Genomic DNA, 14,518 nt, shown 5'->3' on the forward strand with positions numbered 1-14,518 from the left:
CGTCACGAGCGGTGAGGATTGCTGCGGGTGAGAATCCAGCCCAGACAACAGATTCTGGACATTTGGAGCGCCATGCTCTCGGCCTGCTACCGGGACGGCACCTGGCACTGGGACGGCGTCCTCGGCGCGAACTCGATCAGCGATTCCGAACAGCTGCTGTGCCTGCTCTATCCGGCCACCGAGATCGAGAGCTTCGCGCTGGACCGGCCGGAATCGATGTCGGACGACGTGCGCGAGGTGCTCGGCGCCTTCGGCGGCCCGGCGCGGATCGGTATCACCATGATCGGCCTGCTCGAGGAATACCTGCACCGCAACACCGACGCCGACGGCACCCCGCGCTTCGACGCGGGCAGCTATCTGCGCCCCGCCGGTGGCGCCGAGCCCACCGACGCGCAGCTGGCCATCGAAGTGGTGGACAGCTATTCGATGGCGGTGACGCTGTGCCTGGCCGGACTCGGCTTCGCGCGGGTGTTCGACCGCTGGGCCGACACCGAGCGCCGCACCGACATCAACGACCGCCTCGAGGTGCTCGCTGCCGGGCTCTCGGACCGGCTCACCCTCGCGATGACCGGCCTGATCCGCAGTTTCGTGGTCAACACCGTCTCGGTGCGCTCGTCCTCGGGGCGGGCCATGCTCGCCATGCTCAATCAGTCCGGCGCGCCGGAACGCACCGTCCTCGAGGCGGCGCGGGTCAGCCTGGACCGGGTGCGCTCGCGGCTGCGCACCGACGTGAAGCTGGGCCGCACACCGCACACCGACTTCGCCGACGACGATCAGCTCTTCGAATGCGGCTGGAGTTGGGGTGTGGTGCAGGACGCCGACCCGGTGGCCTTCGACGATCGCGAGGTCGCGCAGGTCACCGGCATCGCCGATCCGCGCCCCTACCTGTACTTCACCGTCGTTGCCCTCGACGGCATCAACGACATCCTGTCCCAGCGCACCAGAGAACTCGACCTGCTCAACCCCGAGCAGCAGCGTCTGGCCGAGGCGCTGCGCCTGCGCTGGGACCTCACCCAGCGCTACTGGTCCACGGTGGCGCGCTTCGGTTCCGGGCGTTGGCCGCTCGAGGACATCCCGTGGCGCACCTCCGACGGCGAGGAGTCCGACTACTTCTCGCTCATCGTCTCGGCGGTGCTCATCCAGGAACTCATCGCCCGCACCGCCTCCGACGACGACCTCACCCGCGCGGTCGCCATCTTCGACGAGCTCTCGCGGCGCGGCCGGATCAAGAGCAGGCCCACCAAGGCCGACCCGGCGGTGGCCCTGCACGACCCCGGCGTGCGGATGGTGCTGCGCGGCACCGAGAAGGTCGACGGCGGTGGGCCGCAACTGGAATGGATCGTCTCCGACTTCGCCACCGTGCTGCTCAAGCGCGCGCTGCAGGCCGCCCAGCTCTCCGGCAACATCGCCGCGCGCGATCAGCTGATGGAACTGGCCAAGACCGTGATGGACCACCTCGACCGCCGGGTGATCGCCGAGGGCGAGGCGCGCGGACTCTGGGACGACCCGGCGGTGATCTTCGGTGGCACCCACCGCGAACGGCCGTCCTGGTATCTCACCGAGCGCATGGTGGAGTGCCTGGTGGCCGCCGACCGCACCTTCCGCGAGACGCCGCTGCGCTCGACCGCGATGGTCAACCGCGCCGTCGAGATCCTCAACGAGGCCGAGCATCTGCTCAATCAGGAGATGCTCGAGGTGAGCATCTCCGACTCCTCGGCCAACCGGCTCTCGCTGGACCGGATCGAGCAGCAGCTCGCCAGGGCCCGCGCGCTGATCAACACCCAGCCGGGCACCTCGTTCACGCTGGCCTCGGCGGCCCTGATCGAGCTGGACCGCCTGGCCTTCGCGCGCTCCGACGCGATGAGGAGTATCTGAGCCGATGATCGTGTTCGCCACGTCCGACAAGGGCGGGACCGGCCGTTCGGTCACCAGCTGCAATCTGGCCTACCGGCTGGGGATGCGCGGGATGAGCACCGCGTACGTGGATTTCGACTTCGGCTCGCCCACGGCGGGCGCGCTGTTCGAGATCAGCGCCGTGGAGCGCGGCGCCACCCAGGGCCGGGGCCTGCACGCGTATCTGCGCGGCGAGATCAGCGATCCGCAGCGTCTGGACGTGCGCGCCAGCACCGACCGCGACGCGCTGCGCAGTCAGCGCTCGCGCGGCGGCAAGCTGGTGCTGCTGCCCGGCGACGAGGGCGGCGGCGAGGCCATGGAGGCCAACAATCCGGCCGTCGTGCGCCGCTGTGTGGACCTGCTGCTCGAACTCGACGCGGCGTTCAAGGTGGTGATCGTCGACCTGAGTTCGGGGCGTTCGGTGGCCATGCAGATCGCGCTCGAGGCCACCTCGCCCAAGTACATGCCCGACAAGCAGGTGTGCTGGCTGCTGTTCCATCGCTGGACGCGTCAGCACATCGTGGCCGCGCACGGTCTGGTGCGCGGGCCCAAGGGTCTGCTGCGCACCGCGACCACCGATCTGGGCGGCCGTCCGCTCTACACCGAGGACGAACTGCTGCAACGCATCCGGTTCGTGCGCACGGCGGTGCCCTCGCTGCTGGACCAGTCCGCGGCGGCCAGCGGACCGCAGGCCGCCTGGCTGCTGCGACAGGACGCGGCGCTGCGCTCGCTGGCCGCCGAATACCGGCTGGGCCAGGGTTCGCTGCTCGGCGACACCCCGGTCGAGCCGGTGCTGCAGTGGCGCGAGCAGATCGTCCTCGACGCCGATGTCAGCGCGGGCATCGCCAACCGCGAGACCGTGGACGCGTTCGAGGGGCTGGCCAGGAAACTGGTCGACCCCGACACCTGGGTGCCGATCGACAGGCGGATCTGAGGCCATGGACTCGTTGTTCCAGGAGGCGACGGCGGTCACCCGGGTGGAATCGGTGGCCATGTCGCATGTCTCGCTCGAGGTCGGGCACTTCTCGATGGACGAGCTGGCCAACCGGCCCGCCGCCATCCGCGCCCAGTTCCAGCGGGTCGCGCCGCTGGTGAACGCGTTCACCGAGATCGCCCGCGACGAGTTCGCCGAGCGCGCGGGCGGACGCTCGCGGGTGCGGGTGAGCACCTGTTTCCTCGTCGACGACTACTTCCGCGGCGGCACCGACCCGCGCGAGATCCTGCCCGCCTTCCTCGACACCGCCGAGGAGTGCGGCATCCGGATCGACTACCTGGGCCGGGAATCCGGGTGCGCGACGGTGCCGCGCCGCGACGGCAGCGGCGGCGCGATCGACCTCGCCCAGGTGGTCGCCGACATGGTGGTCGCCGAACCGCTCGAGGACTACACCGGCCGCAGGCCACCCACCAGCGAACTCGGCTGGCTGGCCAACGGCCGCCGTTCCAGCGACGACGAACGCCGCGACGCCATGGACCTGCGCGATTACGAACCGCCCCAGGAACTGAGCAGGCGCAACCACTCGATCTTCCTGGATGTGGAGATGTGGCGGCGCGAGCCCGAGACCGGCGACCCGTACTGGTCGTGCCCGTTCCTCGCCTCGGTCTGGCAGCTGCTGCGGCTGGGCATGGTGCGCTTCGAGGGCCGCCGGGTCGCCGAGCCCGCCGACTTCCGCGACTGGCGCGCCCAGGAGTGGCCCGACACCTGGGCGCTGCTGCCCTCGGTCATGCAACTGCGTGACGCGGCGCCGTTCGCGGCCTTCCGCTCGGTGTCGGTGCTGCCGAAACGCTATCTGGGCATCGAACATTCGGTGCAGCAGATCCTGGACCACCTCGATATCGACGCCGGGGTCGCCGCCGTCTACGCCCAGCGCGCGCAGGAGAACCGGATCACCCCCACCGACCGGATCAGCGAACGGCTCGCGCACTATTTCCTCTGCGCCGAGTGACCGGCCGGTACGCTGCGACGATGGAACCGCACCCTCCGGTCTCGGCGGTGCTCGGCGAGGTTCGCACCGCCCTGCTGCCCGAATCCGCGGCGCTGAGCCGTGGTTCGGCGGCCGAGCTGATGGCGCTGGTGCACGGGCGGCCGGTGCGCTCGCGGGAGCGGCCGGTCATCTGGGCGCAGTCGCCGGTGGTGGTGGAGGGCATCGACTGTCGCTTCGCCACCCCGGATCAGCGCCGCGTCAGGGCGGTGGGCACCGTCGCCGCGCGGGCCTCGGTGGTGGGCGGGCGGATCATGCAGAGTTCGGCGGCGAGCACGGTGGTGCCCGCCGCGTCGGATCGGCGGCGGCAGTGGGTGCACTATCTGAGCAGACCCGGCGTGGCCGAGGTGCTCACCCGGGTACCCGCGAGCCTCGGCGCGGAACTGGCGGCGGGCTTTCTCGTGGTGCGGGATTCGGCCACCGACACCTTCGACCCCGGCGCGGTCGCCGCCCGGCTGGCCACCCGGGTCCGACGCAACCCGATGCTCGACCAGAACCCGCCGCTGCACACCCCCACCACCCGGCTGCGCTGGGCGGCGCGGGTGCGCGAGGGCAGCGGCGCCACCATGACCATGACCCTGCACCCCGGCGAACTGCGCACCGCCGATTTCGTCGTCGGTGATCTCGCCGAACTGGCTGCCGTGCAAGCCTTCTGCGATGATCTGGCCCTGCACGACTGGCTGCTCACAGTGCTCACCGAGGTGATCGACGAGGCCGAGATGTACGAACTCTCGCGCACCCCCGTCGACCAGGTGATCAGCCCGCTGCTCGAGCATCTGGTCCACCTGTGGATGCCCGGCGCGGCCACCCCGCCACCCCTGCGCGGGCTGTGGGACATGCTCGAGGCCGACCCCGGCTTCAGCAGGCAGTGGCACGCCCGCGTCGGGCAGCTGCGCGACCGGCTCGCCGTGGCCACCCTGGCCGCGCTGAACCGGGTGAGCACTGTCTGGTGATCACAGCCGGAACAGCTGACGCACCAGCAACGCGAAGAACACCGAGATCGACACGATGCCGGTGTAGGCCTCCACGGTGAGGATCACCCGCGCCACGGTGCCGGTGGTCTCGACGTCCTGGTAGCCCAGCGGGTTGAGGAAACTGATGAACCCGAGGTACATCGCGATCCCCACACTGGTCTGCGAGGTCGCCACCACCGCGAGGGTGAACACCGCGATCTGCGCGGCGATCCAGCCCAGCAGCCGGAACGGGCGATAGCCGTAGCCGCACAGCAGATCCGAGGTGCGGCCCATGATCCGGCCGCGCCGGGTGGGATCGGCCAGTGTGCGGGCCCTGGCCTGGCTCAGTCCGCAGCGGTCCTGGCCACGGAAGTCCTCGGTCGCCGTGTGCAGGCGGTAGCCCTGACGGAAGGCCAGGGCCGCGTGCGCGGGTAGCCGGGCGCGCAGCAGATGTTCGCCGATCTCCTCGTAGACCTCGGCGAGCAGGGTGTCCTGGGTGCGGCTCAGGCGCAGCGGTCCGCGCGTCTCGACCTCGGCGGCGAACAGGGCGCTCAGGGTGGTGGTCAGTTGCAGGTCCTCGCCCGCGGTGCGCAGCCGGGCCGGATCGGCGGCGCCGTAGAGGTGGTCGAAGACCAGGCTGTCCCCGGCGCGGCGGCTGGTCGGCGGGGTGTAGCTGAGCAGGATGGATTCGACCTGGTGGTTGAAGTCGTCGAGCAGTGCGTGTTCGTCGGTCGCGCCCGCGCCGCGCCGGAACTCGGCGATCTCGGCCGCGAAGGCGTCGGCGTGGCGGTGGATCAGGTTCGTCTTGGCGGCGACGAAATCACTGAGTTGCCGCTGTTCGGCGTATTCCATGCTCTTCCCCCGATTCTCGCCGCGTCAGCCGCCGGGCGGCGCGTGGCCGCCCTTGCGCCAGCGCGGATCCCAGCGATCCATCGGCGGCCAGCGATCCGGGGCGGGCGCGAGCCAGTGCACCAGCAGCTCACGGGGTTCCCCCGCCCCGAAGTACTGGTCCTCGTAACCGGCCCAGGTGAACCCCGATTCCTTGTACAGATTCGCCGCGGGCGCGTTGGACGGGCGCACGGTGATGAACACCGCGTCCACCTCGTCGGCCCGGCAGCCCGCCACCGCGCGGTCCAGCAGCAGCCGCCCCAGACCACGACCCCGGCAGTGCGCCGCCACCGCCAACCCGATCAACCACGCGCTGCGCGCGGGCCCGACCGCCACCAGGGCGTATCCGCACACCTGACCACCCAGATCTGCCACCACCCAGTGCGATCCGTGCACGTCGAACAGCTGCCGCAGCGCGAAGTACGGGTAGGCGAGCGGCTCGAATTCGCTGGATTCCAGCTCGGCGATGGCGGGCAGGTCGTCGACGACGGCAGACCGGAACACCGGTTCGGTCACCCTGTCCGAGATGTCCAATGACCCGCTCACCTCTGCCGCCCCGATGCGATGTTCACCTCCCAGGGTAAGGGCAGCGTCGGTGACGAGGCCACAAACCAGTGCGAAAAGCGTTGGTACACAGCGTCGTACTGCTGCGGACAGCCGAAAGCCACGTCCGGCGAGGAGGTTCCGGACGTGGCTTTCGGGGAAGGGGATCAGACTCCGGCGTAGGCCAGCGAGGGCACCCGGTCGGTGGCGAAGCTGGTGCGCAGGTAGCACCACCAGGTCACCGCGGCCATCACCAGGAACACCGCGGCGTAGGCCCAGAAGGCGGGAGCCATGGTCTTCAGGTGCACATTCGACAGGCGCAGTGCCTGCTGGAGTACGAAGCCACCCGCGGCGCCGACCGCGCCGATGACGCCGATCGCCGCACCGGCCTGGCGCTTGGCCGAGATGGTGGCCTCGGCGATGTCCATGCCGTGTTCGGAGGCGTACTTCTTGGCGGTGGCGCTGAAGATCGACGGGATCATCCGGTAGGTGGAGCCGTTGCCGATGCCGGTCAGCACGAACAGCACCAGGAACGCGCCCAGGTAGAGCGGGAAGCTCTTCAGGTCGACGGCGAGCACGATGAACGCGACCGCGACCGCCATGCCGCCGAAGACCAACGCGGTGATCTTGGCGCCACCGCCGATCTTGTCGGCCACCCAGCCACCGAACGGACGGCTGAACGAACCCACCAGCGCGCCGAGGAAGGCCAGATTGCCCAGCGTGGTGATCCAGCCGATCGAGGCCAGCTCGGGGAAGGTGGCCTTGATCAGGGTGGGGAAGGCGAAGGAGAAGCCGATGAACGAACCGAACGTGCCGATGTAGAGGAAGGCCATGATCCAGGTGTGGCGGTTGGTCAGGGCCAGCTTGTAGGACTTGCCGTCGGACTTCGCCGCGGTGATGGAGTCCATGAAGTACAGCGCACCCACGGTGGCGACCGCGATGAACGGCAGCCAGAACAGCACCGCCAGGGTGATGCCGAAGCGGTAGCCGCCCGCGTCCTTGGCCATGATGTGGGTGCCCAGGGTGATCAGCAGCGGCACGATCAGCTGGGTCTGCGCGACACCGAGATTGCCGCCCGCGGCGTTGAGGCCCAGCGCGGCGCCCTTCTTGCCTTCGGGGAAGAAGAACGAGATGTTGGCCATCGACGAGGAGAAGTTGCCGCCGCCGACACCGGCCAGCGAGGCCAGCACGAGGAACACCCACAGCGGCGTGCTCGGCTGGTTGACGAAGTACAGGATGCCCAGGGTGGGGATGAACAGCATCGCCGCGCTGAACACGGTGAACGCGCGCCCGCCGAACCTCGGGACGGCGAAGGTGTAGGGGACCCGCAGGGTGGCGCCGACCAGGGTGGGCACCGAGGTCAGCAGCAGGGCATTGCTCACCGCGGTCGGGTTGCCCTTGCCCAGTCCCTCCAGGAACACGAACCCGGCCGAGCCCATGGCGGTGACGATGGAACCCCAGATCACCCAGATGCTGAAGCCCAGATTCTCGGCGAACACCGAGAACCACAGGTTCTTGCGGGCGGTCTGTTTCCCGCCCGCCTCCCAGAACGCCGGGTCGTCGGGATTCCACTGGGTCAGCCAGCGGCCCTTGCGCTGATAGTCGAACGACGGGGCTTCCGTCTGCTGGCCGGTGGCGGCGATCGCGGTCATCGGCTTCCTCTCGATCGGGCTCGACAGCGCCACATCGCTTTTCGAAGGAGTGCGACGCGCTGTCTGCGGGGTCGAGACAAACGGTAGAAGCCGGTTGTTGCGTACCCGTGGCCGCAGGTGACGTTCCCGCCAACTCGACCTCACCGCGCGATTCGCGCGCGGTGACCGATCGGTTACCTGTCGGGATACTCGGCCAGCAGCGACCCGAGGAAGCAGCGGGTGGCCTGCATGGCGCGCTCGGCGTCGCCGTCGATGACGGCCTGCACCAGTTCGGCGTGCTCGGTGTCGTAGGCGTCGTCGGAACGCGCGGTGCGCGCGTGGATGGCCTGCTCGATGATGGGCAGCAGCGAGTCGTAGAACTCCAGATACACCGCGTTGTGGCTGGCGACCACGATCGCGCGATGCAGCTCCACGTCGGCGGCGATGGCCACCGGGTCGGGTTCGGCCCAGTCGCGGTCGCTGCGCTGCGCCAGCAGCCGCCGCAGGGTGGCGATGTCGGTGTCGTCGCGGCGGCGCGCGGCCAGCCCGGCGGCGGTGGTGTCGAGGGCCTGGCGCAGTTCGAGGATGTCGCGTTCCTGGGCGTCGGCGAAATACTTGGCCAGGGTGCCCCCCACCTCGGAGGTGGCGATCACATAGGTTCCCGAGCCCTGGCGTCGTTCGAGCATGCCCGCGTGCACGAGCGCCTGCACGGCCTCGCGCACGGTGTTGCGCCCGGTCCCGGTGAGCTCGGTGAGCTCCGGTTCGGTGGGAATTCGTTGACCCACGGGCCAACGGCCGGAACGGATTTCGGTCCGAAGCTGTTCGGTGACCTGGGCGATGAGGCTGGTTCGCCGGACGGGTTGCACGTGAGCAAGGGTACTTGGCCGCCTCGGCGCGTTCTCGGTGCCGGACTCCGGGGCGGGGAGATTGCTCACAGTCGCTTGGCTCTGGTCATCGGGTCATCCTATGATTTCTCGGTGCCGCCACTCCATGAATCCGCTACCGCCCCGCAGCTGCGTGACCTCGAGCCGGAGGTCGTCGTCGACGAGGGGCGGATCAGTCGTCGATCGTTGATCGAGGGGCGGCTGCTGGTGCTCGCGGCGATCGTCATGTCCGCGCTCACCCTGCGTGCCGCCGTCACCGCGTTCAGTCCGTTGGCCGAGAGCATCGGCGCCGATGTCGGGTACGGGACCGCGGTCGTCGGGGTGTTCGGCATGTTGCCGACCGTCATGTTCGGCTTCGCGGGGCTGCTCACGCCGGTGCTGGTGCGGCGTTTCGGGCTCGAGCGCACGGTGCTGCTGGCCATGGTGCTGGCCGGGACCGGGTCGCTGGTGCGCGCCTTCGCCCACGGCACGGGGGAGCTGCTGGCCTTCTCCGCGGTGGTGCTGCTGGGCATGGGTATCGGCAATGTGGTGATCCCGCCGCTGGTCAAGCGCTATTTCGCCGACCGGCTCGCCGCGATCAGCTCGCTCTACATCGTCATGGTGCAGTTGAGCACCGTCATTCCCGCGTTCGTCGCGGTGCCGCTCGAGCAGGCGCACGGCTGGCGCATCTCCCTGGGCGTGTGGGCCCTGGTCGGCTTCGCCGCCGCGGTGCCGTGGCTGTTCGTGCTGCGCGACCGGGAGGGCCGCGACAAGCACGACGTCACCGCGCTGCCCGCCGAATCCTCCGCCGCCACCACCGCGATCTGGCGTTCGCCGCTGGCCTGGGGCATGGCCGCCATGTTCGGCATGACCTCGCTGACCACCTACGCCATCTTCGCCTGGCTGCCCAAGATCCTGTCCGACGCGGGCGCCAGCGCCGGTTTCGGCGGCAGCATGGTCGGGCTGTTCGCGCTCATGGGTCTGATCCCGGCGCTGGGCGCGCCGACCGTGGTCTCGCGGATGCGCAATCCGTTCCCGGTGGTCGTGGGCTGTGTGGTGCTGTTCGTCGCCGCCTTCGCCGGGCTGTTGATCGCGCCGATGGGCGCGCCGGTGCTGTGGGTGATCCTGCTGGGTCTGGGCCCGAGCACCTTCCCGATGGCACTGACCCTGATCAATCTGCGCACCCGCACCCCGCAGGGCTCGGCCGCGCTGTCGGGTTTCACCCAGGGCGTCGGCTACGCGCTGGCCAGTGTGGGCCCGCTGCTGTTCGGCATGCTGCACAGCTGGACCGGCGGCTGGCTGATCCCGTTCGAGATGCTCGGCGTCGCGCTGGTGATCCTGCTGATCGGCGCCTGGCAGGCGTGCAAGCCACGCATGCTCGAGGACTGCCCGCCGTTGCGTTTCGGCGCGCGCGCGAGGTAACCCACCACAATCCGGCGACTCACGTTTAGAGTTGCCGGATTGTGCGTTGCGGGTAATGCTGTGTAGATCACACCCTCACGGGGGGGTTCGCGCGAATTCCGCCGCTTCCTTACCTGCGGAAATCGTTGTGTCACATGCCGGAAACAAACGACTCGATCTCACCCCGACAATCCGCGAATGGTGAGAAACCGTTGATTCGCGCGACATTTCCCGCAGCATTTCGGCAATACCGATTTCCTACCGTTGGGCCATCGCACTTTTGGGAGGCCCAACTTGAGCACGCTGAAGCGTAACCACGACATCGAGGTATGGGATGCCGAAGATGTCGCGGCCTGGGAGGCCGGTGGCAAGGACATCGCCAAGCGCAACCTGATCTGGTCGGTGATCGCCGAGCACGTCGGGTTCTCGGTGTGGTCGATCTGGTCGGTGATGGTGCTGTTCATGCCGACCGACAAGTTCGGCATCGACGCCGCGGGCAAGTTCTTCCTCGTCGCCATGCCGACGCTGGTCGGCGGGTTCCTGCGGATTCCCTACACCGTGGCCACCGCCCGCTTCGGCGGCCGCAACTGGACGATCTTCAGCGCGCTGCTGCTGCTGGTGCCGCTGCTGCTGACCCTGTACTTCGTCACCCAGCCGGGCACCTCGTACACGACCTTCCTGATCGTGGCCGCCTTCGCCGGTGTCGGTGGTGGCAACTTCGCCTCGTCGATGACCAATATCAACGCCTTCTACCCGCAGCGGCTCAAGGGCTGGGCGCTGGGCATGAACGCGGGCGGCGGCAATATCGGCGTGCCGGTCATCCAGCTGCTCGGTCTGCTGGTGCTGGTCACCCTCGGCGGCGACTACGCCTACCTCATCTGCGCGATCTACCTGGTCTTCGTCGGACTCACCGCCGTCGGCGCCGCGCTGTACATGGACAACCTCACCAACCAGAAGGCCGACCTGTCCTACATGGGCAAGGCCCTGCGGGTGCCGCAGTCGTGGGTGATCGCGTTCCTCTACATCGGCACCTTCGGTTCGTTCATCGGCTACAGCTTCGCCTTCGGCCAGATCCTGCAGATCAGCTTCAAGGCCGGTGGTGACACCGCCGCCCAGGCCGCCATCCACGCCGCCTCGATCGCGTTCATCGGTCCGCTGCTCGGTTCGCTGGCCCGCCCCTACGGCGGCAAGATGGCCGACCGGGTCGGGGGCAGCAAGGTCGCGCTGGGCACCTTCGGCGCCATGATGGCCGCCACGCTGATCGTCATCGCCGCCTCGACCATGGCCGACCGCAACAACGGGGTCGCCTCCGGCGCCACCATGACCGTGCTGGTCATCGGCTTCATCGCGCTGTTCGTGCTGTCCGGTTTCGGCAACGGTGCCGTCACCAAGATCATCCCGTCGGTGTTCGAGGCCAAGTCCAAGAGCCTGCCGCTCCCGCGTGCCGAGCAGGCGGCCTGGTCGCAGAACACCGGTGGCGCCCTGATCGGCTTCGTCGGCGCGATCGGCTCGCTCGGTGGCGTCGGGATCAACATGGTGCTGCGCAGCTCGTATGCGAGCACCGCCTCGGCCACCACCGCGTTCTGGGTGTTCCTGGCCTTCTACGTGGTCTGCGCGATCGTCACCTGGACGGTGTTCCTGCGCCGTCCCCGCCCGTCCTCCGACTCCGATGTGGTGGTCGAGGCCGAGTCCCTGGTCCTCGAGGCCGAAAACACCGCTTCGTCGGCCACTTCGTCGGCTCGCCGCTGACAACCGACCATCACAAGGAGGTCCCTCCCATGAACAGCACTCGCAAAACAGTCGTCGTGGTCGGCCACGGCATGGTCGGACACCGTTTCGTCGAGGCCCTGCGCGCCCGCGACGAGGCCGGACAGTGGCAGGTCGTGATCCTCTCCGAGGAGAAGCTGCCCGCCTACGACCGCGTCGGCCTGTCCTACTACGTCGGTGCCTGGGACCCCTCGGCGCTGGCGCTGCCCGGCAACGAGTACGTCGGCGACGACCTGGTCGACCTGCGACTGGGCCAGCGCGGCGCCGCGATCGACCGCGCGGCCAAGACCGTCACCACCTCCACCGGTGAGGTCGTCGCCTACGACGCGCTGGTCATGGCCACCGGCTCCTACGCCTTCGTGCCGCCGGTCCCCGGCCACGACCTGCCGGAATGTTTCGTCTACCGCACCATCGAGGACCTCGACGGCATCCGGGCCGCGGCCGAGGCCGCCGGGCCCGGCGCGCACGGCGTGGTCGTCGGCGGTGGTCTGCTCGGGCTGGAGGCGGCCAACGCGCTGCGCCTGATGGGCATGACCCCGCACGTGGTGGAGTTCGCGCCCCGCCTGATGCCTGCCCAGATCGACGACGGCGGCAGCTCGGTGCTGGAGAAGCTCGTCGCCGACCTCGGCCTGAACGTGCACACCGGTGTGGGCACCGCCAATATCGAGCAGGCCGACGGCGGGTTGAAGGTGACCCTGTCCGACGAGTCCGTCATCGACGCCTCGCTGCTGGTGTTCTCCGCCGGTGTCCGCCCGCACGACGCGGTCGCCCGGGAAGCGGGCCTCGAGCTCGGCGCGCGCGGCGGCATCCTCACCGACCTGTCCATGGTCACCTCCGACCCCGACATCTACGCCGTCGGCGAGTGCGCGGCCATCGAGGGCGTCTGCTACGGCCTGGTGGCCCCCGGCTACACCACCGCCGAGATCGTCGCCGACCGCCTGCTCGGCGGCGAGGGCGAGTTCCCCGGCGCCGACATGTCCACCAAGCTCAAGCTGATGGGCGTCGACGTGGCCTCCTTCGGTGACGCGCACGCCACCACCGAGGGCGCGCTCTCGGTCGTGCTGCACGACGCCGCCAAGGGCACCTACGCCAAGCTGGTCGTCTCCGACGACGCGCAGACCCTGCTCGGCGGCATCCTGGTCGGCGACGCCACCGCCTACGCGGCGCTGCGCCCGCTGGTCGGCCGCCCGCTGCCCGCCGACCCGGCCTCGCTGATCTCCCCGGCCGGTGCCGAACTCGGCGCCGACGCGCTGCCCGACGACGCCCAGATCTGCTCGTGCAACAACGTCGACAAGGGTTCGATCTGCGGCGCGATCGCCGAGGGCGCCTGCGATATCGCCCAGGTCAAGAGCTGCACCAACGCCGGTACCTCCTGCGGTGGCTGTGTGCCGATGATCAAGAAGCTGCTCGAGCAGTCGGGCGTGGCGATGTCCAAGGCGCTGTGCGAGCACTTCGAGCAGTCGCGCGCCGAGCTGTTCGACATCGTCGCCGTCACCGGCATCCGCACCTTCTCCGACCTGATCGCCAAGCACGGCAAGGGCACCGGCTGCGACATCTGCAAGCCGACCGTCGCCTCCATCCTGGCCTCCACCTCGAGCGACCACATCCTCGAGGGCGAGCAGGCCGCGCTGCAGGACACCAACGACCACTTCCTGGCCAACCTGCAGAAGAACGGCACCTACTCGGTGGTGCCGCGCATGCCCGGTGGCGAGGTGACCGCCGAGCAGCTCATCGTGATCGGCGAGGTCGCCAAGGAGTTCGGGCTCTACGTCAAGGTCACCGGTGGTCAGCGCATCGACCTGTTCGGCGCCACCGTCGACCAGCTGCCCCCGATCTGGCAGCGCCTGGTCGACGCGGGCATGGAGTCCGGCCACGCCTACGGCAAGTCGCTGCGCACGGTGAAGAGCTGCGTCGGCTCCACCTGGTGCCGCTACGGTCAGCAGGACTCGGTCGGCATGGCCGTGCTGCTGGAGAAGCGCTACCGCGGCCTGCGCTCGCCGCACAAGCTCAAGCTGGCCGTGTCGGGGTGTGCCCGCGAATGCGCCGAGGCGCGCGGCAAGGACGTCGGCGTGATCGCCACCGAGAACGGCTGGAACCTCTACGTCGGCGGCAACGGCGGCCTGACCCCCAAGCACGCGGTGCTGCTGGCCGGTGAGCTCGACGACGAGACGCTGATCCGCTACATCGACCGCTACCTGATGTTCTACATCCGCACCGCCGACCGCCTGCAGCGCACCGCGCCCTGGCAGGAGGCCCTCGAGGGCGGCATGGACTACCTCAAGGCCGTCGTGTGCGACGACAGCCTCGGCATCGCCGCCGATCTCGAGGCCGCCATGGCCAAGCACGTCGACGGCTACAAGGACGAGTGGGCCGCGGTGCTCGAGGACGAGAACAAGCTCTCGCGCTTCGTCTCGTTCGTCAATGCCCCTGACGAAACCGACCCCACGATCTCGTTCGACGACAGCGGCGAGCGCAAGGTTCCCGTGCTCCTGGGCCTTCCCCCCATGCCGGTGGGTGTCGGGTCCGACACAGCAGCAGCCGGGAAATAAGCGCTTAACCCTGCGGAAACAGGGCGCCTGTACCAATGGGTAAGGCGTTCG

11 protein-coding genes are annotated in these 14,518 nt (G+C 69.1%); 7 read left to right on the plus strand and 4 right to left on the minus strand.

Features of this window, described 5'->3' with window-relative positions:
• Nucleotides 1–27: 27 nt before the first annotated feature.
• Genes QC180_RS15400 through QC180_RS15415 form a run of 4 tightly spaced genes read left to right on the plus strand, consistent with a single transcriptional unit; the run spans nt 28 to nt 4,825 of the window.
• Nucleotides 28–1,875: an SCO2524 family protein gene (locus tag QC180_RS15400; protein WP_278263414.1), complete on the plus strand. Its 1,848-nt coding sequence runs from the start codon at nt 28–30 to the stop codon at nt 1,873–1,875.
• A gap of 4 nt (nt 1,876–1,879) precedes the next feature.
• The gene (locus tag QC180_RS15405; protein ID WP_278263415.1) at nt 1,880–2,827 is read left to right on the plus strand and encodes an SCO2523 family variant P-loop protein; all 948 of its coding nucleotides are present in this window, start codon (nt 1,880–1,882) and stop codon (nt 2,825–2,827) included.
• Nucleotides 2,828–2,831: 4 nt separating this feature from the next.
• On the plus strand, nt 2,832–3,836 hold the full coding sequence (locus QC180_RS15410) for an SCO2522 family protein (RefSeq protein ID WP_278263416.1): 1,005 nt from the start codon (nt 2,832–2,834) through the stop codon (nt 3,834–3,836).
• A gap of 20 nt (nt 3,837–3,856) precedes the next feature.
• Nucleotides 3,857–4,825 (plus strand): SCO2521 family protein, encoded by a 969-nt coding sequence (locus QC180_RS15415; protein ID WP_278263417.1) that lies wholly within the window; start codon nt 3,857–3,859, stop codon nt 4,823–4,825.
• On the opposite strand, the gene QC180_RS15420 is transcribed toward QC180_RS15415, so the two are convergent.
• The 4 genes from QC180_RS15420 to QC180_RS15435 form a co-directional block, all read right to left on the minus strand.
• Nucleotides 4,826–5,677 (minus strand): hypothetical protein, encoded by an 852-nt coding sequence (locus QC180_RS15420; RefSeq protein WP_278263418.1) that lies wholly within the window; start codon nt 5,675–5,677, stop codon nt 4,826–4,828.
• A 24-nt stretch (nt 5,678–5,701) separates the two neighbouring features.
• Nucleotides 5,702–6,217, minus strand: a complete 516-nt coding sequence (locus QC180_RS15425) for a GNAT family N-acetyltransferase (protein ID WP_278263419.1) — start codon at nt 6,215–6,217, stop codon at nt 5,702–5,704.
• Between the two features lie 206 nt (nt 6,218–6,423).
• Entirely contained in the window at nt 6,424–7,908 is a 1,485-nt protein-coding gene (locus QC180_RS15430) for an MFS transporter (RefSeq protein WP_278263420.1), read from the minus strand.
• A gap of 173 nt (nt 7,909–8,081) precedes the next feature.
• Nucleotides 8,082–8,753, minus strand: coding sequence for a FadR/GntR family transcriptional regulator (locus QC180_RS15435; RefSeq protein ID WP_278263421.1), 672 nt, complete (start codon nt 8,751–8,753; stop codon nt 8,082–8,084).
• A 243-nt stretch (nt 8,754–8,996) separates the two neighbouring features.
• Here QC180_RS15435 and QC180_RS15440 point away from each other — a divergent pair, with 243 nt between their 5' ends.
• From QC180_RS15440 to nirB, 3 genes are all read left to right on the plus strand, one after another.
• Nucleotides 8,997–10,172 (plus strand): MFS transporter, encoded by a 1,176-nt coding sequence (locus tag QC180_RS15440; RefSeq protein ID WP_278263671.1) that lies wholly within the window; start codon nt 8,997–8,999, stop codon nt 10,170–10,172.
• 273 nt (nt 10,173–10,445) lie between these two features.
• Nucleotides 10,446–11,900 carry a nitrate/nitrite transporter gene (locus tag QC180_RS15445; protein ID WP_278263422.1) on the plus strand — a complete coding sequence of 485 codons (1,455 nt, stop codon included), beginning with the start codon at nt 10,446–10,448 and terminating at the stop codon, nt 11,898–11,900.
• Nucleotides 11,901–11,929: 29 nt separating this feature from the next.
• Nucleotides 11,930–14,467, plus strand: a complete 2,538-nt coding sequence (nirB, locus tag QC180_RS15450; RefSeq protein ID WP_278263423.1) for a nitrite reductase large subunit NirB — start codon at nt 11,930–11,932, stop codon at nt 14,465–14,467.
• Nucleotides 14,468–14,518 lie beyond the last annotated feature (51 nt).

Origin of the sequence: Nocardia anocheti (assembly GCF_029675105.1) — a bacterium.
Classification (GTDB): Bacteria; Actinomycetota; Actinomycetes; order Mycobacteriales; family Mycobacteriaceae; genus Nocardia.